Raw genomic sequence first — 18,149 nt, forward strand, 5'->3', positions numbered from 1 at the left:
TCCTTCCAACGTCGTTGAAAAAAACTCTATGCAAGATGCAAGAAATATACTAGCATTTTTTGATACAAAACGTCTCAATAATTGCGAACAGGGAGGTAAGCAATGGAGATTGGTCGGAAACTGAGTGGTATTTCGCGGCGGGATTTTTTCCGGGTGGCGGGGCGCTATGGCATGAGCTCGACGCTGCTTGCAGCAGGAGGGTTTGGCGGGGCGATGAGCCTGGCCAACCTGGCGCAGGCGGCGGAATCCACTTATGAAAAACGCTTTTCGAAAGAACCGAAGCACACGTTGAAATTTGGTGCGTCGGGCTTCAACACCCGCAACCTGCTGATCGAGCGCGCCGGCGCCATCGAATTCGCACGCGATCTGGAAGAACGGACCGATGGCGAGATTCGGATCGAGTTCATCGGCGACAACCAGATCTGCGGACAACTGAGCTGTGTTGAAAAAACCCAGCAGGGAATCGTCGATATCTACGCAGCCTCGACCCAGAATTCGGCCGGCGGTGCGCCGTATCTGAACGTTCTGGACTATGCCTACATGTTCCCCAGCCGGGCGGCGCAGTATCATTTCTTCTACAGCCCCGCCAGCCAGCGCATCCTGCGCGACCCGCTGGAAAAGCGGCACGGGCTGAAATTCCTGTTCACCCATTGTGAACTGCGCGGTCTGCAAATGGGCTCGACCTTTGCCGACAAGCCGACCGTCACCAAGCTGGAAGAGTTGTTCGGCACCAAGAACCGCGTGACGGGCACGCAGCTTGGCCGGATCGCGATGCAACTGCTGAACCTGAACCCAGTGCCGGTGGCATGGGAAGAAACGCTGGATGCGCTCAAGACCGGTCTGATCGACGGTGCGGAAACCTGGGCTTCGGCGGTGGCATATGCGAACATGGCGCCTGTGGTCTCGCAATCGGTGAACCTGAAGTTCTTCTGCGGTACCGAACACACTTCGATGTCTGCCAAAGTGTTCGACGGGCTGGGCGGCGAGTTGCAGGATGCCGTGATGGAATCGTCCTACTTCACCCAGGCCCTGATCCAGGGCGCGAACGAGGCGGCGCTGCTGAACACTGTTGGATTCTCGGATCCGCAATTGCCGCATACCATATTCGCGGAAAACGGCGTGCGCCCGGCCTTCCTGCCGGAAGACCAGATCAAGCTGGCCGAGGAAATGTGCGCTCCGAACTACAACCCCGAGCCATGGGCGCAGTGGCGCGAGCGGCTGAACAAGTGGGCCGGTGGCATCGACACATACCAGGAGATCTACGACATCGCGCGCGAGATCCCCGCGGACACGCTGCCGGAAAATGTCGAGCCGCGCCGCTGGTGGAAGGGCGAGGCCTGATTAGACTGCCAGAACCGGCCCGAAGGGGCCGGTTCAATCAATACCCACTGGGAGGACGGGCTTCATGTCACTTTGGGCAGACATTGGCGCAATATTCAGCGCTTTTCTCAGCCAGGATTCGTTTGAGATACAACTCGCTCTGGAATCCGACGCCGCTTGGATCGTTGGTGCGGTCGTTGCCGCGATGGGGGGTTTGCTGGTCATGCTGATCTATCGCAAGGTGCCGTTGATCGAGCGTCAACTGGAACGTTCGGTCATGGTGTACTCTTATCTTGCCATCGCGCTGATCATTTTCTGGGGCGTGATCGACCGGTTTGTTTTCAATGATCAGGAACCCTGGTCCACGACCATTCCTCCGCTTCTTTTCATGGTGATGGCCTGGTTTGGTGCGTCCTACAACGTACGCCTGCGCACGCATCTGAGTTTCAGTGAATTCCGCACCGCCATGCCCCGTGGTGGGCAACTGGCCTGCCTGTTCCTGGACGCCGTGCTGTGGTTCATCTTTGCGGTGATCGTCATCGTGACCACCTCGCGGCTGGTGGCGCTTTCGGCTTCGAACTTTCAGATCGTTCTGGGCACGGACAATATCATGCAGTGGTGGTTCCTGCTGGCAGCACCATTGTCATTCTTCTTGATGGTCGGTCGCGTGTTTCAGAACCTCGCCGATGATTTGCACAACTGGAAAACAGGCGAGCCGCTGATCAAGCAGGCCGTGATCGGGGCAGACTGATGACAGACGGAACACTTGTTACACTGATCTCGTTGGGGGTCACCTTTCTGTTCATGCTGGGCGTACCGGTGTTGCTGGTCATCGGTTACTGGGTCATAGGTTGTTCCTTTGTCCTTGGCCTGACGCTGGACAATATGGGGGCCGAACTGCTGAACGTCTTCAACAAGGGCTTCGCCCTGTTGGCGATGCCGCTGTTCATCCTGACCGGAGACCTGATCAACAAATCCGGCATCGCGCGACGGCTCAGCGATTTTGCCTATGCCTGCCTGGGCTGGATACGCGGCGGGCTTGCAATGGCGTCGCTGGGTGCCTGCGGGCTGTTCGCGGCGATTTCCGGGTCGAACTCGGCCACGACGGCGACCATCGGGTCGATGCTGCACCCCGAGATGGTAAAAGGCGGCTATGACGAACGGTTCAGCGCAGCGACCGCTGCTGCGGGCGGCACGGTCGGTATCATCATCCCCCCTTCGATCATCTTCATCGTCTATGGCTTTCTGATGAACCTGCCGATTTCCGAATTGTTCGTGGCCGGTATTCTGCCCGGTGCGCTGATGGTCATCGGGATGCAGGTGGCGTGCTGGATCATCTGCCGCATGAACGGGTGGGGCTATCTGATCCCACTGCAATTGAACCGGGTGCTGAAGACAGCCTTTGGTGCCTGGCTCGGCTTTTTCGCCATTGGTCTTGTGCTTTGGGGCATTTATACCGGCAAGTTCTCTCCGACCGAGGCCGCGGGTGTGACCGTGGGCTTTTGTGTCATTGCGGGGCTGGTCAGCTACCCGATCAACCGGATCATGGGGGCGCGGAACGATATTCCGCCAACCGAAAAGAGTTTTGCGGAAATGTTCGTGGTCGAAGGGTTCACGATTCCTGAGATCCCCTCAATCGTTATCAGGTCTGCGCAGATTACGGGTATCCTGGCACCTTTGATCGCAATTTCGGTGGTGATGCAGCAAATCCTGTCCCTGCTTGGTGCTCAGGAAACAATCGGAAACTTCGTGACCTCCATGGGGGGCTACCATGCGGTTCTGTTCACATCGATGGTAATCGTCTTCTTCTCGGGCATGGTGCTGGAAAGCCTTCCGGTCACGATCATCCTGGCCCCGATCCTTGCGCCAATCGCGGCCTCGGTCGGAATTGATCCAATCCATTTCTCGGTCATCTTCCTGGTCGGGGCGTCCATCGGGTTTATCACGCCACCATATGGGCTTAACCTTTACGTTGCTTCAGGCGTGACGGGTGTGCCGTATTTCCGGTTGCTGCGCTATACGGTGCCGTACTTGGTGGCCCTGCTGTCGGTCTGGATATTGGTGTCGCTGGTGCCCGGACTGGCCTTGATCCTTCTGCCAAATAACTAGAATGTGAAGGGATGGCCGAAACCGACACAAAAGACCGAGAAACTCAGATTCCCACCAACCTGCGCCTGTTGCTGATCCTGGAAGAGGTGGCACGGCGCGGGGTGGCGGTCAAACCCTCGGACCTGATCGACGCATTGGGATTGGCCAAGCCCACAATCCATCGTTTGCTGCAAACGGCAGAGGCAGAGGGGTTTCTGCAACGTGATCTTGACGGGCGGTCTTATGGTCCGGGCAGACGATTGCGGCTGTTGTCCGTGAATACCATGTCCGCCGAACACCTGCGGACTGCGCGTCTCGCCATCCTGCGCGGTGTGGCCGACGAAGTGGGCGAAACCTGCAATCTGGCGATCCCGGATCGCGAAGGTATGATCTATCTTGACCGGGTGGAAACCAAATGGCCGTTGCGGATTCAATTGCCGATCGGAACCCAGGTGCCGTTCCACTGTACGGCCAGTGGCAAGATGTACCTTTCCACCTTGCGTCCCAAAACTCTGAACGGGTTTCTGTCAGCCGGAAAGCTGAAACAGCAGACCGCCCGTTCTTTGACAGAGCCGACGGCTCTGCTGAGCGAAATCAAGATCACCGCCGAGCGGGGATTTTCCACCGACGACGAAGAATTCATGGCGGGCATGGTGGCGATTGCCGTTCCGGTGCAGGACGCGCAGGGCAGGCTGGTTGCCACGCTTTCAGTTCATGCCCCGACGCAACGGCATGATGTCGGCAGTCTGATGTCATTTCTCGACACATTGCGCCGTGGTGCAGAAAAACTGTCGCTGCTGTTGGGCGAGTAAGTGGCGCAGAGGGGTGACCGGCAATGATCAGGCCGACAGCCGTTCGTGGCAATGATATCGTGGATGCCGCATACTCAATGCCGGGTTTGTTCGTCTTCGCGCAAAGGGCGGATGAAATTTCCAGCTTCGCGATTGGAACAGCCATGTCCGGCAAGGCCAGGAAGGGCTTCGATCAACGCGTCGACAAACTCGGAACCTATTTCTGTCCAGACCGCCCTTCCGGCGCACCGGACAGGGTCATCTCCTGATCAATGAGATCGCGCAAAGCCTTGGACGGCTTCTTGCCGAAACACATGACAATCCATCAGCACCGGAATGACCGTTGCCGCGGCGGCATCGGAACCCTTGGCCAAAAGACCGCCTCAACCTGCAGGACAAAACACCCGGGACTGGCCGTCCCGGGTGACGTATTTGCGGGCCTTTCAAGTTTATGCCCGACAGTTTTCCGGCGACACTCAGATGTCGAATTTGACACCCTGGGCCAGTGGAAGTTCGGCCGAGTAATTCACGGTATTGGTCTGGCGGCGCATATAGGCTTTCCATGCATCCGAACCGCTTTCGCGCCCGCCGCCGGTTTCCTTCTCTCCGCCAAAGGCGCCACCGATCTCTGCCCCTGAGGGCCCGATATTGACGTTGGCAATGCCGCAATCGGATCCGGCCGCGGACAGGAATTGCTCGGCCTCGCGCATGTTCAGGGTAAACACGCAGGATGAAAGGCCTTGCGGTACATCATTCTGAAGCCCCACCGCGTCGTCGAAATCGTCATAGCCCATGACGTAGAGGATCGGTGCAAAGGTTTCGGTTTTCACGGTCGCTGTCTGACCCGGCATTTCGACGATCGCAGGTTCCATGTAAACGCCTGCTGGAACGCCTTCGGTAACGCGGTTGCCGCCGAATACCGAACCGCCTTCCGCTTCGGCCGCTTTCAAGGCTGCGGTCATCGCCGCGCCCGCCGCTTCGTCCACAAGCGGCCCAACCAACGTGCCGTCCGTCAGAGGATTGCCAATGGGCAGACCCGAATAGGCTTTTTTCAGACGGCGCACCAGTTCTTCGCGGATCGAGTTGTGCACGATCAGGCGACGCAGCGTGGTGCAGCGCTGACCGGCGGTACCAACTGCCGAAAAGACAATCGCGCGCACGGCCATCTCAAGATCTGCCGAAGGGCCGACGATCATTGCGTTGTTGCCACCCAGTTCCAGAATGCACTTGCCAAAGCGCTGTGCGACGATGGGGGCGACAGCGCGGCCCATGCGGGTCGATCCCGTGGCCGAGATCACCGGAACATCTTCGCTGGCCACCAGCCTTTCCCCAAGATCGGTACCACCGATAAGCGTTTGCAGCAGACCGTCCGGCGCATCGCCAAATCGGGCCAGGGCGCGTTCGAAAATCTTTTGACAGGCCAGCGCCGTCAGCGGGGTTTTTTCGGACGGTTTCCAGATCACCGGATCACCGCACACGATGGCCAGAGCAGCATTCCACGACCAAACCGCGACCGGAAAATTGAACGCGGAAATCACGCCGACCGGGCCAGCAGGATGCCAGGTTTCCATCATCCGGTGGCCGGGACGTTCGGACGCGATGGTCAGACCATAGAGCTGACGCGACAGACCGACGGCAAAGTCACAGATGTCGATCATCTCCTGCACTTCGCCCAGACCTTCCGAGGTGATCTTGCCTGCTTCCCAACTGACCAGTGCGCCCAGGTCATCCTTGGCCGCGCGCAGCTCTTCACCCAACAGGCGGATCAGTTCACCCCGGCGCGGGGCAGGGACCACGCGCCATTCCTTGAACGCGGCCTTGGCACGGGAAAAGATGTTGTCCATGTCCGAGATCGGCGTCTCGTGCACTTCGGCCAGCAGGCTTCCGTCAATCGGTGACGTGACCTTTAGCGTGCCGCCTTTCAGTTGGGCCTCGGTCAGATCCAGATTTGCAAGCGTGGTTTGGGCTGTCATAACGATGTCTTTCATATCTCAGGCCGCCTTGTTCTGTTCGGTGACGTCACCAGCGCGATACAGCTGGCCGAATTCAGTGTTGAGGAAATCACCCAGCTTGACTTGTTCCTGCCGGACAAAGCCTTTCGAGGGCAGCGCTCCGATCCGCATCAGATCGACCACGCCCAGCACGCCTGCGGCGGTCGTGACCTGAATGGCGCTCCAGACCTGTCCGTTGATGGTGCGGGCAAAGGATTTGTTGATCAGGGATTTCTCGCGCAGCACACCGTCGATCTTGCCCTTTGCGGTGCAATATACCAGCACCACGTCCTGATCGGTGCGGGGCAGCGCGGCCTCGAATATCTCCTTCAGCAGGTCGCGGCGGCGTTCCAGTCCCAGATCGTTCAAAAGCAGTTTCAGGATATCGCAATGACCCGGATAGCGGATCGAGCGATAGGACACATACCGCGCCTTGCCTTCCAGCGTTTCCGGCAACGTGCCCAGACCGCCCGAGGTATTGAAGCATTCGTATTCCACACCGTCATGGCCCAGTACTTCGTAGTTCTCCAGAGGCGCGGTCTTGACCAGCTTGCCATTCACGATGGCATCGCATGGGTTGCAATATTCGTTGATCAACCCGTCGGTGGACCAGGTCAGGTTGTATTTCAGCGCGTTGGTCGGATAAAGCGGCAATGCCCCCACCCGCATGTGCAGGCTGTCAATCTCGTCAAACTCCGCCGCCAGCGAAGCCCCGGCGATGCCGACAAACCCTGGTGCCAGACCGCATTGCGGCATAAACGCAGTTGCGCTGTTCCCGGCCAGTTCACGCACCGCATTCGTGGCCGCGACATCCTCGGTCAGGTCGAAGTAATGCGCGCCGGCCGTTTTCGATGCTTTCGCAATCGAAGGGGTCAAGAAGAACGGCGCTGCCGAGATGACTGCATCGAAACCGGTCAGTTCCCGGGCCAGCCCGTCCGCGTCATTGGCATCGATCTGTCTGGTTCCGATGCCCATCTTCGAGATATCGCCAAGCGCTTTCAGATCATGATCTGCCACTGTCACAGAGTAATTCGGCGACCCTTTCAACAGGGTTGCGATCATCTGCCCGATCTTTCCAGCGCCGACAACGCACACATTCCAGGACATAAAAATCTCCGCTTCTTCCTATCCTGTACCAAGCGTGACAAGTAGCCGTGACACTTCATAGGCACGAAATTGACGAATTGATGTACGAATGTGTCAAATCATCGGAGAAAATGACATAATGACGAAATTGCGATTGCCGCTGGCGTGTCGCGCCGTGACCATTTGTTTTGCGCCGTTTGGTACCTTGGAAGGTCCGCTTTCATCAGCCCTTCAGCGAGCCTGTGTTCTGACTGCCGGGCGCAACGGTCCGGTGATCTTGCAAGGCGATTGATCCGCTTCCACCCGGGGCTCAGAGCGCTTCCAAATATGCGTCAAACGTGGATTTTTGAACGATGTTCCTCGTTTGCGACACAGCTTGGTCAAATCGAACAACTTCTTGGCTTTGCACGGCTGCATGCTACGTCCAGCGGTCGCCGGAGAAGGCAGTGAAGCTCGGTCGCGGCCGCCTTGTCGCGGGTTGAACAAGGGCAGGTGTTGCATTGATCACGTTATGTCCCAAGCCTGGAACTTCAGCCTGCTCGGGGCAGGGGGTTGTGACCTCATGCCCGCAAGCCGCTTCGCAACAAACACACCAAACACCCTGGGAGGGTTGCAAGGAATGACTGCAAGGCCGCTCGATCATATTCGTGTCCTCGATTTCGGTCAGTATTTGGCTGGCCCCCTGGTTGGCATGATGCTTGCTGATTTGGGGGCAGAGGTGATCCGCATCGACCCGCCCGGTGGCCCGCGATTGAAAGAACCGGCCACCGATATGCTGTCCCGTGGCAAAACCGCTGTGACGATCGACCTCAAATCGGACGCGGGTTTGAAGGTCACACGCGAACTGGTGGCACGGGCTGACGTGGTGATCGAGAACTTCCGGCCCGGCGTGATGCAGAGGCTGGGCCTGGGTCCGAAAGCTCTGCGCGACATAAATCCGCGCATCGTGTCATTGTCACTTCCGGGGTTTGCCTCGACCGATCCTGCGCTGGCACATTTTCCCGCGTGGGAAGCCGTGATCGCGGCCCGCACCGGGCAGTTCACGGATATGGGGCTGAACCGGCGCTTGATGGGCATCAACCCATCCTTTTCACCTTTGACTCTGGCATCCGCCTATGGCGCTTCGTTCGGCGCGATGGCCGTGCAGTTCGCTTTGGCTGCACGTGACCGGAACGGAGGCGATCACATCGAGGTGCCTCTGGCTTCGGCCTTGCTGGAGGGGTTGGTGTATAACTGTGAGCAGATTGAAGATTATCCCGAACGCTACAAGTCTCCGCGCGAAGTGGAACTTGACAGGCGCGCAGCCGAAGGCTTGCCAACGGATCTGAGCTTTGCGGAACTGGAAGAGTTCCTGGACCCTTTCTATCGAACTTATACCTGCGCCGACGGGCGCGGGTTCTATGTGGTTGCGGGCAGTGTGAAAACACATCCGCGGCGGGTGTTGGAGACGCTTGGCCTAAAAGACCTTGCCGATCAATTGCCGGACTTCGACGCCTATCTCGATACCGCAGACTGGCCGGATGAATGGTCATTGCGCAACTACCCCGTCGGAGCAAGGGATCGCGCGCGTATATCCGAGGCGATGAAAAAGGCCTTTCTGACAAGGCCCTCTCATGAGTGGGAAGCCCTTTTCGGGTCCGCCAAGGCGCCCGGAACGGCGCAGAGGTTCAGCAAGGAATGGCTGGCCGATCCGCATGCTTTGGCCTCGGGTCTGGTGTTGGAGGTAAAGGACCCGCGTCATGGGAACATGAAGCAGATGGGAAATGTTGCGTGGCTTGCGGATGATGGCGCTGCGCTGGTCAAAAAACCGGGCCCGGATCCCGATGACGCACCCGTTTCAACGATCCTTGCCGAACCGCCGCGCAGCGGGCCGCCAGCCGCAAGAGGCCAAGGCTGGCTGGAGGGGTTGAAGGTGCTGGACCTGACCAATGTGATCGCCGGTCCGACGATTGGGTCCACGCTGGCGCGATTTGGCGCTCAGGTGACTTCCGTCCAGCCGGCCGAGACATCAGTCGATCCGTGGAACACCGTGGTTTTCGGCTTGCACGCACATCGTGGAAAACAAAGCGTTTTGCTGAACCTGAGCTCGGATGACGGGCAGCAGGCGTTGCGGCGGCTCATCGATTCTTCGGATGTGGTCACCATGAACGGCACGGATGAGCAGCGCGATGCCCTGGGGTTGAGCGAAAAAGAGCTGACGGCGATCAACCCCCGCCTCATACTGGTGCAACTCGATGCCTTTGGCGGCCCTGCGCGCGGACCGAAGTCGGACCATCTGGGGTATGACGACCTGGCGCAGGCGGCGACAGGGGTCATGGTGCGTTTTGGCGGTGGCATGGCGACACCCGAAGAACATGCGCATTTCGGTACGATTGATGTGCTGACCGGCTATTGCGCATGTGTTGCGCTTGGCGCGGCCCTGCTGAGATTGCAGAAAACCGGCAAAGGCGGGATCGCGCGGGCTGCTTTGGCGGCGGCCGGCAACCTCATTCAGGCGCAGTTGATGTATGATTTCGAAGGCCGTGCGGCCTTTGACGAACCAGCCGGGCGCACGGCTATGGGCTGGGGACCATTCTACCATTGTTACCGCGCGGCGGACGGGTGGATGTTCTTTGCCGCACCCACCGAACAACGCAAAGCCCTGCGCCGTGTCTCGGACCTCGCCAGCGTGGCCGATATGCCGGAAAAGGAATTGCCGGATGCGCTTGCGGATCATTTTGCAAGGCAACCTGTTGAATACTGGCAAAAGGCGTTTTCCGGTTCCGCCAGCACCGTCATGCCTCTGGGATCATTGCATGACACGCGCGACGCCGTGTTGCAGCCGGAAAGTGCCGGAAATATCGACCTGACGCGGGGAACATTCAGCGTCATTCGGCATGACATGCACCCCATGGGCCGGTGGTGCGATCTGGTTGCCCCAAATGCCGTTCGACCCGAACGCGCCCGGATCGTCATTCCCGGACCGATGCCGAAATACGGCGCGGATACACGCAGCATTCTGCGAAACGTCGGTTATGCAGATGAGGATATCGACGCGATGATCTCTGCTGGATCGGCCGCTGAAAGATGGTCGGAAAAGTATTTGCCCGAATAATCAACCAGCCACAGATGGCTCGGAAATCAACGATATATGCCATCCGCTGCCGCAGGCCCGGAGTCCCGGCTCCGGCAACGGGTGGTATCTGTCGTGACAAGCTTTGGCCGGCACCCGCGCGACTTGCAAAGAATATTCAACCGCTTTGCCACAGTTTTTTTTGCATGTCTTGCGGCAGGAACCGTTCTAGGTTCGGCAAAGCATTGCCTTGCATTCACAACGAAACAAGAACCACTGACCATGAGCCAAATTTCAGAGAGCCTGCTGAAACAAATCCGCAGCCGCTTTGCCCAGATCGATCATTGCCCCGAACAGGGAGAGCGGATCTTTTTCGAGAATGCCGGAGGCGCACTGACATTGAATTCAGTGTTGGAAAGTTCGGTGCGCCATGCCGCCATCCCGGACAATCAAGGGCGCGACAATCCGGGATCTCATGCGCTGGTTGCCACGATCAACGCGGCCAAGGCGGATTTGCGGGACTTCATGAACGCACCCTGCGGGCAGTTCTTTGTGGGTGAAAGCGGCACAGAGCTGCTGTTCCGGCTAATCATGAACGCATGTCTGGGAACGGGTCCGGGCGTTGTGCTGGGATCCACATTGGAACACCCGGCGACGCGATCGGCCTGTGATCGTTGGGCCCGCATTTCCGGGCAAACCCACGTTTTGGTGCCCCATGATGACGCCACCGGCACCGTCTCGGCCGAAGCCTATGCCGCGGCAGTGACACCGGATACCAAAGTGGCGACGATCCTGCATACCTCTCCGGTGACGGGAATGGGCGTTGATGTCGCTGCGGTTTCTAAGGCCATCCGCACCGTGGCTCCGGACTGTTTCATCATCGTCGATGGCATCCAGCACGCAGCGCATGGCCGGATCGATCTGACCGCCTATGACGTCGATGGTTATGTGATTTCGCCCTACAAGGTGTTTTCGCGTCATGGCTACGGCGTGGCGTGGATCTCTGACCGGTTGACCGCGCTGGACCACAACGCCTTGCTGGATGGCCCTGCGGACAATTGGGAGATGGGCACGCGCGACACCGGGGCATATGCCACTATGTCAGACGTCGTGTCCTATTTCGAATGGCTGGGCAGTCAGGTCAGTGATGCCGAAGATCGGCGCGGCAGGTTTCTGGCGGCGGGCGATGCGATCCATGCGCAGGAAAAGACGCTGACCGACGCGATGATCCACGGCACCGGCAACCTGAGCGGCCTGGCCGAGATGGAGAAAGTCACCATTCTGGGCGGGGCCGACAACCCGGCCCGAGAAGGTCTGGTGTCGCTGCGTGTCGAAGGTGTGGCCTCGTCCGAGGTCGTCAAACGGCTGAACGAACACGGTATTCGCACGCATCTGCGCAAGGCGGATCACTATTCCGGCAATATCCTGACGCCGCTTGGCTATGACGCCTGTGTGCGGGTCTCGATGTGTCACTACAACTCGATCGGCGAAGTCGCCAAATTCCTTGCCGTCATGAAAGAAATTGCCGCCTGAGCCGCGCCATATCCAAGGACATATCTCATGAAAACCCATGCACAAGCTGTTGTCATCGGCGGCGGCCTTGCCGGTACGTCGATCCTGTATCACCTTGCCAAGCTTGGCTGGACGGATTCGATCCTGCTGGAACGCGACGAGTTGACGAGCGGATCGACCTGGCATGCGGCGGCCAACATCCACGGTCTGCATGACAACAACAATATCACCCGCATCCAGCACTATACGATGAACCTGTACAAAGAGCTGGAGAAGGAAACCGGCCAAAGCTGCGGGGTGTTCCAGCCCGGATCGCTCTATCTGGCCCAGACCGAAGAGCGCGAGCAGCAGTTGCGCCTGCAAGAGGCGAAGGCCCGGTTCTATGGGCTGAATTTCCACGAGGTCAGCCGGGAAGAGGCCAAAGAGCTGCACCCGCTGGCGCAGTTTGATGACATCCGCTGCATCATGTACGAACCCGATGGCGGCAATGTGGACCCGTCGGGTGTTCCACATGCCTATGCCGCCGGGGCCCGTGCGATGGGGGCCACCATCGAACGGTTCTGCCCGGTGATCGCCACGGAACAGCAATCCGATGGCAGTTGGATCGTCCGTACGCCCAAGGGTGACATTCATGCCCAATGGGTGGTCAACGCGGCGGGTCTCTGGGGCCGCGAGGTGGCGGCGCTGGCGGGTCTGACCCTGCCTCTGCAACCGACCGAACATCAGTATTTCGTGACCGAGAGCATCGACGAAGTGGCCAGTCTGGGCCGCCGTCTGCCTTCTATCGCCGACCGGGACGGCGAGTATTATTTCCGACAAGAGGGCAACGGCCTGCTGATCGGGGCCTATGAAAAAGATATGAAGTTCTGGGCCGAAAACGGCACGCCGCTCGACTTCGCTCATGATCTGTTCCCCGACGATCTGGACCGGATCATGGAAAACGTGATCCGCGCCACCGAACGTGTACCGGTCGCTGCCACAGCCGGGGTGAAACGGGTGATAAACGGCCCGATGATCTGGTCGCCCGATGCCAATATGCTGTGGGGACCGGTGCCCGAGCTGAAGAACTATTTCCTCTGTGGCGGTCTGATCCCCGGCTTCTCGCAGTCCGGCGGGCTGGGGCTGCTGGCGGCGCAATGGATGATCGAGGGTGAGCCGCAATATGACATGTTCGCCTGGGATCTCGCCCGCTTTGGCGACTGGACCGACAAAAAGTTCACCAAGGCGCGGGTCGAAGACGCCTATACCCATCGCTTCAAAATCCACTTCCCGAATGAAGAACGCAGCGCAGGCCGCCCGGCCCGTGTGCGCCCCGCCTACGAGATGCAGAAACAGATGGGCTGTGTCTTTGGTCTCAACTGTGGTTGGGAACACCCTTTGTGGTTTGCAGATGAACCCGGCACCGAAGAGACCGCTGGCTTTACCCGTCAGAACTGGTTTGATCCGGTGGGGCGTGAGGTGCAGATGCTGCGCGACAGCGTGGGCGTGATCGATATCTCGAACTTCGCCAATTACGTGATCAAGGGACCGGGCGCTTATGACTGGCTGGATCGTCTGGTTGCCAATCGCGTGCCCACCGAGGTTGGCCGCAGTTGCCTGACGCCGCTGATCTCGGTGCGCGGCGGCGTGGCGGGTGATTTCACCATCACCAAGCTGGCCGAAGACGAATACATGATGATCGGCTCGGGCATGGCTGAACGCTATCATCAGCGTTTCTTTCAAATGGTGGAAATGCCCGAGGGCACAGCTTTTGAAGTCGCAACGGACCGCGTTGCGGGGTTCAACATCGCCGGCCCGAAATCTCGCGAGGTGCTGGCGCGCCTGACCAATGCTGACCTTTCCAACGAAGGATTCCGCTTCATGCGGTCCCGGAAGATCACCGTTGCAGGTGTTGATTGCGTGGCCATCCGGGTCAGCTTTACCGGCGATCTGGGTTGGGAACTGCACTGTGCCGAGTCCGATCAGGTTGCGCTTTATACCGCGCTGCTCACGGCCGCCAAAGACTGCGGTGGTGGCCCCGTGGGCGGGCGGGCGCTTGGGTCGCTGCGTATCGAAAAGGGTTATGGATCCTGGGGGCGGGAGTATTCTCAGGAATACTGGCCGCAAGAGGTCGGGCTGACGGGTCTGATCAAGCTGGACAAGGACTTCCTGCACAAAGACGCCTATCTGTCCATCAAGGACAAAGCACCGCGCGAGGTCCTGTCCATCTTTGAACTGGACGTGACCGAGGATGCCGACGCCACTGGCAGTGAGCCTATCTTTACACCTGATGGTGCGCCCGTGGGCCGTGTCACATCGGGTGCGTACGGGTATTCAGTCGGGAAATCTTTGGCCTTGGGTTTCCGCAACCCTGACGTGGCGCAGCCAGGGGATGAAGTGGTGATCCAGGTGATCGGCAAACCGCACAAGGCTCGGGTGCTGGCAGAAGCGCCGTTCGATCCTCTGGGCGGCAGGCTGCGCGGCTGAAGCAACCGGCCCGCCGGATCAAGGTTTTCCCGAGGCCACAGATCTCATCCGCGATCTGTGGCTATGGGATGTGCAATTTGCTTTCGGACCGATCGACAGGGTCCGCCTCGTTTCCGGGATGCCACTGTTTCGCGGCCGGTTCGCAAACCTTCAGACAATCAACCGCGCGCGCTGCGATCTGATCCGCGATTTCGGTTATGTTGACCGGATTCAAATAGAAGGCAGGCACAGGGGGCAGGATGATGGCTCCCATTTCTGCGGCGGCTGTCATATTGCGCAAATGCGCCAGTGTCAGCGGCGCTTCTCGTGTCAGCAGAACCAGTGGGCGTCGTTCCTTGAGCTGAACGCCGGCCGCGCGTGTCAACAGGTTGTCGTCCAGTCCGTGCGCGATCGCACCCAGTGAGCGCATGGAACAGGGCGCGACGATCATCCCGGATACCGGCACCGAACCGGATGCTATGCTGGCCCCGATATCGGCGGGCGCGTGATGACGGGTTGCCGACTGCCGCAGTTCCTTCAGGGCATCCGGGCCGCATTCCTGTGCAAGCGTCAGGCGGGCGGCTGGGCTGACGACCAGGTCGATTTCGATATCCGCCGATGTCAGATGTCGTGCCGCCGCAAGGCTCAGAACCGCACCGGAAGCGCCTGATACGCCTAAGACTACACGGGTTTTCGTCATGTTCTCAGCTCCGGCATCAATCTGTTTATCAGGTCTTCCGCGAATGTTTGATCGACATTCGCGGTGCGCATGACCGTCCCCCATTCCCGCCGTGTTTCACTGCCTGTTTTCGTCGTGGCGTCGATGCCCAGCTTTCCGGCCAGACCAGGTTCCGGCGAGGCGAAATCCAGATAATCCATAGGTGTCCTGTCCAGGGTCATCACATCACGGCTCGGGTCCATGCGTGTGGCAAGCGCCCAGGCGATATCGTCCCAGTTTCGGGGGTCGATATCAGCGTCGACCGCAACGATCATCTTCGTATAGCTGAATTGCGGCAGCATTCCCCAAAGCGCCATCATCACACGCCGGGCCTGGCCGGGATATCGCTTGTCGATGGCGACGATGGCGATGCGATAGGAACAGGCGGCAGGCGGCAGCCAGAGGTCGTGGATTTCGGGAATTTGAGCGCGAATGGTCGGCAAGGCAAGGCGATTGAACACTTCGCCGATAATGGCAGGTTCGTCCGGCGGGCGTCCGGTATAGGTCGACAGATACAGCGGCGCTTCGCGATGGGTCACGGCCGTGACATGCATCACCGGAAACGGCTCGGCGGGATTGTAATACCCGGTGTGATCCCCGAACGGCCCCTCGGGTGCTGTCTCGTTTGGCGACACCCAGCCTTCCAGAACGATCTCGGCATCTGCCGGCACAAGCAGAGGGACGGATTTGGCCGGAACCAAACGTGGCCGGTTCTGGTTCAGGGCCCCGGCAAATGTCAGCTCAGACACCATTTCGGGCAGGGGCAGGGCCGCCGACAACAAGGTCGCGGGGTTTGCGCCCAGAACAATCGCGACCGGCGTTTTTTCGCCGTGCCGCGCCCAACTGCGATGATGAGCGGCCCCGCCGCGATGTGGCAGCCAGCGCATGATCAGACGGTTCCGGTCCAGCACCTGAACGCGATAGACGCCGGCATTGTAGGTCTGTGCCGCGTCGGGTTCGCTGCCACGGGGCCGAGTGATGACCACGGGCCAGGTGATCAGAGGCCCCGCGTCCCGGGGCCAATGTGTCTGGATCGGCAGCGCACAGAGATCAACATCGACCCTGCGGTGGCAAACCTGCTGAACAACGGCGGTTTTGACCTGCTTCGGTCGCGTGGACAATGCGGCCTTCAGCATCGGCCACCGGGACAGCGCATCCCGCAACCCATCCGGGGGCGTCGGGGCCCGAAGCGCCGCCAGAAATGCGCCCAGATCATCCAGCCCTTCGGAAGAAACGCCCAGTCCGGCGGCGACGCGTTCCGTAGTTCCGAACAGGTTGACCACAACCGGTATGCCGCACTGCCCCGAGGGCACACCTGTCGGTGTGTCAAACTGCAACACCGGCCCATTGGCCTCCAACACGGCGCGGTGGACGGCGGTCATTTGATGGCACACGGAAACCGGGTCAGGGATGCGCCTGAACTGCCCTGTTTCCTGACACCATTTCAGAAAAAGTCGAAGGCTGGGATATGGCGGCAGAGTGCGAATGGGTTTGCTCCGGCGGTGGTGCCCACCCTCTAGCAACGAAAGAGGCCGGTCGAATTGACAACCGTCAAGTCCCGGGCGCCGGGGCGGCTTTAGGAAGGCCGCACCGGTTCACTTTATTGAGACAGCAGGAGGTCTGTTTGTCCGATCCCCGAAACCCGATACCGCAATGCCCTGCCGCTTTGGCCGCGGCCCTGCGGTTTGTTCCGCTTGCGCCCTTGTCGCTGTCACTGACAGTGTTTTCCCGCAAAATAACCAAGAAACACCCCGACCTGCTCAACCGGCTCGGTGAGTACAGCCGTGCAGCCTTTGTGCTTGATCCAACGGATCTGCCGGTTGTCCTTCTGCTCGAACCGAATGGTGGCACGCCGAGAATAAGACTGAGCCGAGGACGCGTGGCTGGGGCTGCGCGAATATCCGGCCCGCTGGCCGCGCTGCTGGGGCTGGTGCATGGTGCGTTTGACGGGGATGCCCTGTTCTTTTCACGCGATCTGGTGATCGAGGGCGACACAGCCGCGGCACTGGCGCTGCGCAACGCAATTGACGACGCAGAGCTGGACCTCGCGCACGAGGCCGCAACCCTTTCCGGCCCGCTTGCACGCCCGCTGAAGCAGATCATCGCCTTTGCAGAGCGTCGGACCGGCCTGTGCCTGACCCGACCCGAGGACGCGATCCTATGGTAATGGAAATCGTTTGCCCGGCGGGAACGCCCGCGGCCCTGCGTGCAGCTGTCAAGGCCGGGGCCCACACGGTCTATTGTGGGTTCAATGATGAAACCAATGCGCGGAACTTTCCGGGGCTCAACTTTGACCGCGCTGAAATGCGGGCCGGAATTTCCTTTGCCCATGATCATGGATCGAAGGTGTTGGTTGCAATCAATACCTTCCCGCAGGCGGGCAATGAAGGGATCTGGAAACAAGCGGTGGCGGATGCCGAAACCTGCGGTGCAGATGCTGTCATTCTCGCCGATCTGGGCTTGCTGGACTACGCCGCGCGACACCATCCCGGATTGCGCAGGCACCTGTCCGTGCAGGCCGCGGCGGCCAATGCTGACGTGATCAAATTCTATGCCGAAACCTTCGGTGTGAAACGGGTGGTCTTGCCGCGCGTTTTGTCCGTGCCGGAAATTGCCGCGATCAACTCTGAAACCGACGTCGAAACCGAAGTCTTCGTGTTCGGTGGTCTTTGTGTCATGGCCGAGGGGCGATGCTCGCTGTCCTCTTATGCCACCGGGTTGTCGCCAAACATGAACGGTGTCTGCTCTCCCGCCAGCCATGTGCAGTATCACGAAGAACAGGGCGCGTTGAACGCGCGCCTTGGCGGGTACCTGATCCACCGCGTCGAACGGGATGAGCCCGCACCTTATCCGACTTTGTGCAAAGGGTGTTTTTCCGCAGGTGAAAAAACCGGGCACCTGTTCGAGGATCCCGTCAGCCTAAACGCAGAACGGCTGATCCCGCAATTGCAAAAGGCAGGTGTGACGGCCTTGAAGATCGAAGGGCGCCAGCGGTCAAAATCCTATGTCGCGCAGGTCGTTCGGAATTTTCGCGCTGCGGTCGATGCGCTGGAGTCAGGCCAGCCGATGCCTGAAGGAATGCTGGCGCGATTGTCCGAAGGTCAGGCCATGACGACCGGCGCTTACAAAAAGACGTGGAGGTGATC

At 59.5% G+C, this 18,149-nt stretch carries 14 protein-coding genes; 10 read left to right on the forward strand and 4 right to left on the reverse strand.

The window, feature by feature from the left end:
- Positions 1-102 precede the first annotated feature (102 nt).
- From AC2FFD_RS07400 to AC2FFD_RS07420, 5 genes are all read left to right on the forward strand, one after another.
- Positions 103-1,341 (forward strand): TRAP transporter substrate-binding protein, encoded by a 1,239-nt coding sequence (locus AC2FFD_RS07400; protein ID WP_170347147.1) that lies wholly within the window; start codon positions 103-105, stop codon positions 1,339-1,341.
- Positions 1,342-1,405: 64 nt separating this feature from the next.
- On the forward strand, positions 1,406-2,071 hold the full coding sequence (locus AC2FFD_RS07405) for a TRAP transporter small permease (RefSeq protein WP_170347149.1): 666 nt from the start codon (positions 1,406-1,408) through the stop codon (positions 2,069-2,071).
- Entirely contained in the window at positions 2,071-3,429 is a 1,359-nt protein-coding gene (locus tag AC2FFD_RS07410) for a TRAP transporter large permease (protein WP_170347151.1), read from the forward strand. Before AC2FFD_RS07405 ends, AC2FFD_RS07410 begins: the two co-directional genes overlap by 1 nt.
- Positions 3,430-3,440: 11 nt before the next feature.
- Positions 3,441-4,220, forward strand: coding sequence for an IclR family transcriptional regulator (locus tag AC2FFD_RS07415; protein ID WP_170347153.1), 780 nt, complete (start codon positions 3,441-3,443; stop codon positions 4,218-4,220).
- Between the two features lie 23 nt (positions 4,221-4,243).
- Positions 4,244-4,468 carry a hypothetical protein gene (locus AC2FFD_RS07420; protein ID WP_170347155.1) on the forward strand — a complete coding sequence of 75 codons (225 nt, stop codon included), beginning with the start codon at positions 4,244-4,246 and terminating at the stop codon, positions 4,466-4,468.
- Between the two features lie 207 nt (positions 4,469-4,675).
- Here the strand turns inward: AC2FFD_RS07420 and amaB are convergent, their stop codons facing one another.
- Both amaB and AC2FFD_RS07430 read right to left on the reverse strand, forming a co-directional pair.
- Positions 4,676-6,172, reverse strand: a complete 1,497-nt coding sequence (amaB, locus tag AC2FFD_RS07425) for an L-piperidine-6-carboxylate dehydrogenase (RefSeq protein ID WP_496872752.1) — start codon at positions 6,170-6,172, stop codon at positions 4,676-4,678.
- A gap of 18 nt (positions 6,173-6,190) precedes the next feature.
- Entirely contained in the window at positions 6,191-7,297 is a 1,107-nt protein-coding gene (locus tag AC2FFD_RS07430; protein ID WP_496872727.1) for a saccharopine dehydrogenase family protein, read from the reverse strand.
- Between the two features lie 598 nt (positions 7,298-7,895).
- Here AC2FFD_RS07430 and AC2FFD_RS07435 point away from each other — a divergent pair.
- The 3 genes from AC2FFD_RS07435 (at position 7,896) to AC2FFD_RS07445 (ending at position 14,306) form a co-directional block, all read left to right on the forward strand.
- The gene (locus AC2FFD_RS07435; protein ID WP_496872728.1) at positions 7,896-10,370 is read left to right on the forward strand and encodes a CoA transferase; all 2,475 of its coding nucleotides are present in this window, start codon (positions 7,896-7,898) and stop codon (positions 10,368-10,370) included.
- A 240-nt stretch (positions 10,371-10,610) separates the two neighbouring features.
- Positions 10,611-11,861, forward strand: a complete 1,251-nt coding sequence (locus AC2FFD_RS07440; protein WP_496872729.1) for an aminotransferase class V-fold PLP-dependent enzyme — start codon at positions 10,611-10,613, stop codon at positions 11,859-11,861.
- 27 nt (positions 11,862-11,888) lie between these two features.
- Positions 11,889-14,306 carry a GcvT family protein gene (locus AC2FFD_RS07445; RefSeq protein WP_496872730.1) on the forward strand — a complete coding sequence of 806 codons (2,418 nt, stop codon included), beginning with the start codon at positions 11,889-11,891 and terminating at the stop codon, positions 14,304-14,306.
- Between the two features lie 61 nt (positions 14,307-14,367).
- Here AC2FFD_RS07445 and AC2FFD_RS07450 read toward each other — a convergent pair whose 3' ends face one another.
- Together AC2FFD_RS07450 and AC2FFD_RS07455 are read right to left on the reverse strand one after the other, a co-directional pair.
- The gene (locus AC2FFD_RS07450; RefSeq protein ID WP_496872731.1) at positions 14,368-14,985 is read right to left on the reverse strand and encodes a UbiX family flavin prenyltransferase; all 618 of its coding nucleotides are present in this window, start codon (positions 14,983-14,985) and stop codon (positions 14,368-14,370) included.
- Complete coding sequence (locus tag AC2FFD_RS07455) at positions 14,982-16,490, reverse strand: UbiD family decarboxylase (protein ID WP_496872753.1); 1,509 nt, start codon at positions 16,488-16,490, stop codon at positions 14,982-14,984. Before AC2FFD_RS07455 ends, AC2FFD_RS07450 begins: the two co-directional genes overlap by 4 nt.
- 137 nt (positions 16,491-16,627) lie before the next feature.
- Here AC2FFD_RS07455 and ubiT point away from each other — a divergent pair, with 137 nt between their 5' ends.
- Both ubiT and ubiU read left to right on the forward strand, forming a co-directional pair.
- Positions 16,628-17,170, forward strand: a complete 543-nt coding sequence (ubiT, locus tag AC2FFD_RS07460; protein ID WP_306980657.1) for a ubiquinone anaerobic biosynthesis accessory factor UbiT — start codon at positions 16,628-16,630, stop codon at positions 17,168-17,170.
- A complete protein-coding gene (gene ubiU / locus AC2FFD_RS07465; RefSeq protein WP_496872754.1) occupies positions 17,170-18,147 on the forward strand; it encodes a ubiquinone anaerobic biosynthesis protein UbiU in 978 nt (325 codons plus the stop codon). The genes ubiT and ubiU overlap by 1 nt, the downstream gene beginning before the upstream one ends.
- Positions 18,148-18,149: the final 2 nt, after the last annotated feature.

It is taken from the genome of Ruegeria sp. YTSC002 (assembly GCF_059609845.1).

What these genes read in the sequence shown, in the direction of transcription:
- AC2FFD_RS07400 (WP_170347147.1), top strand. Translation starts at nt 103, where the DNA reads ATGGAGATTGGTCGGAAACTGAGTGGTATTTCGCGGCGGGATTTTTTC.
- AC2FFD_RS07405 (WP_170347149.1), top strand. Translation starts at nt 1,406, where the DNA reads ATGTCACTTTGGGCAGACATTGGCGCAATATTCAGCGCTTTTCTCAGC.
- AC2FFD_RS07410 (WP_170347151.1), top strand. Translation starts at nt 2,071, where the DNA reads ATGACAGACGGAACACTTGTTACACTGATCTCGTTGGGGGTCACCTTT.
- AC2FFD_RS07415 (WP_170347153.1), top strand. Translation starts at nt 3,441, where the DNA reads ATGGCCGAAACCGACACAAAAGACCGAGAAACTCAGATTCCCACCAAC.
- AC2FFD_RS07420 (WP_170347155.1), top strand. Translation starts at nt 4,244, where the DNA reads ATGATCAGGCCGACAGCCGTTCGTGGCAATGATATCGTGGATGCCGCA.
- amaB (WP_496872752.1), bottom strand. Translation starts at nt 6,172, where the DNA reads ATGACAGCCCAAACCACGCTTGCAAATCTGGATCTGACCGAGGCCCAA.
- AC2FFD_RS07430 (WP_496872727.1), bottom strand. Translation starts at nt 7,297, where the DNA reads ATGTCCTGGAATGTGTGCGTTGTCGGCGCTGGAAAGATCGGGCAGATG.
- AC2FFD_RS07435 (WP_496872728.1), top strand. Translation starts at nt 7,896, where the DNA reads ATGACTGCAAGGCCGCTCGATCATATTCGTGTCCTCGATTTCGGTCAG.
- AC2FFD_RS07440 (WP_496872729.1), top strand. Translation starts at nt 10,611, where the DNA reads ATGAGCCAAATTTCAGAGAGCCTGCTGAAACAAATCCGCAGCCGCTTT.
- AC2FFD_RS07445 (WP_496872730.1), top strand. Translation starts at nt 11,889, where the DNA reads ATGAAAACCCATGCACAAGCTGTTGTCATCGGCGGCGGCCTTGCCGGT.
- AC2FFD_RS07450 (WP_496872731.1), bottom strand. Translation starts at nt 14,985, where the DNA reads ATGACGAAAACCCGTGTAGTCTTAGGCGTATCAGGCGCTTCCGGTGCG.
- ubiU (WP_496872754.1), top strand. Translation starts at nt 17,170, where the DNA reads ATGGAAATCGTTTGCCCGGCGGGAACGCCCGCGGCCCTGCGTGCAGCT.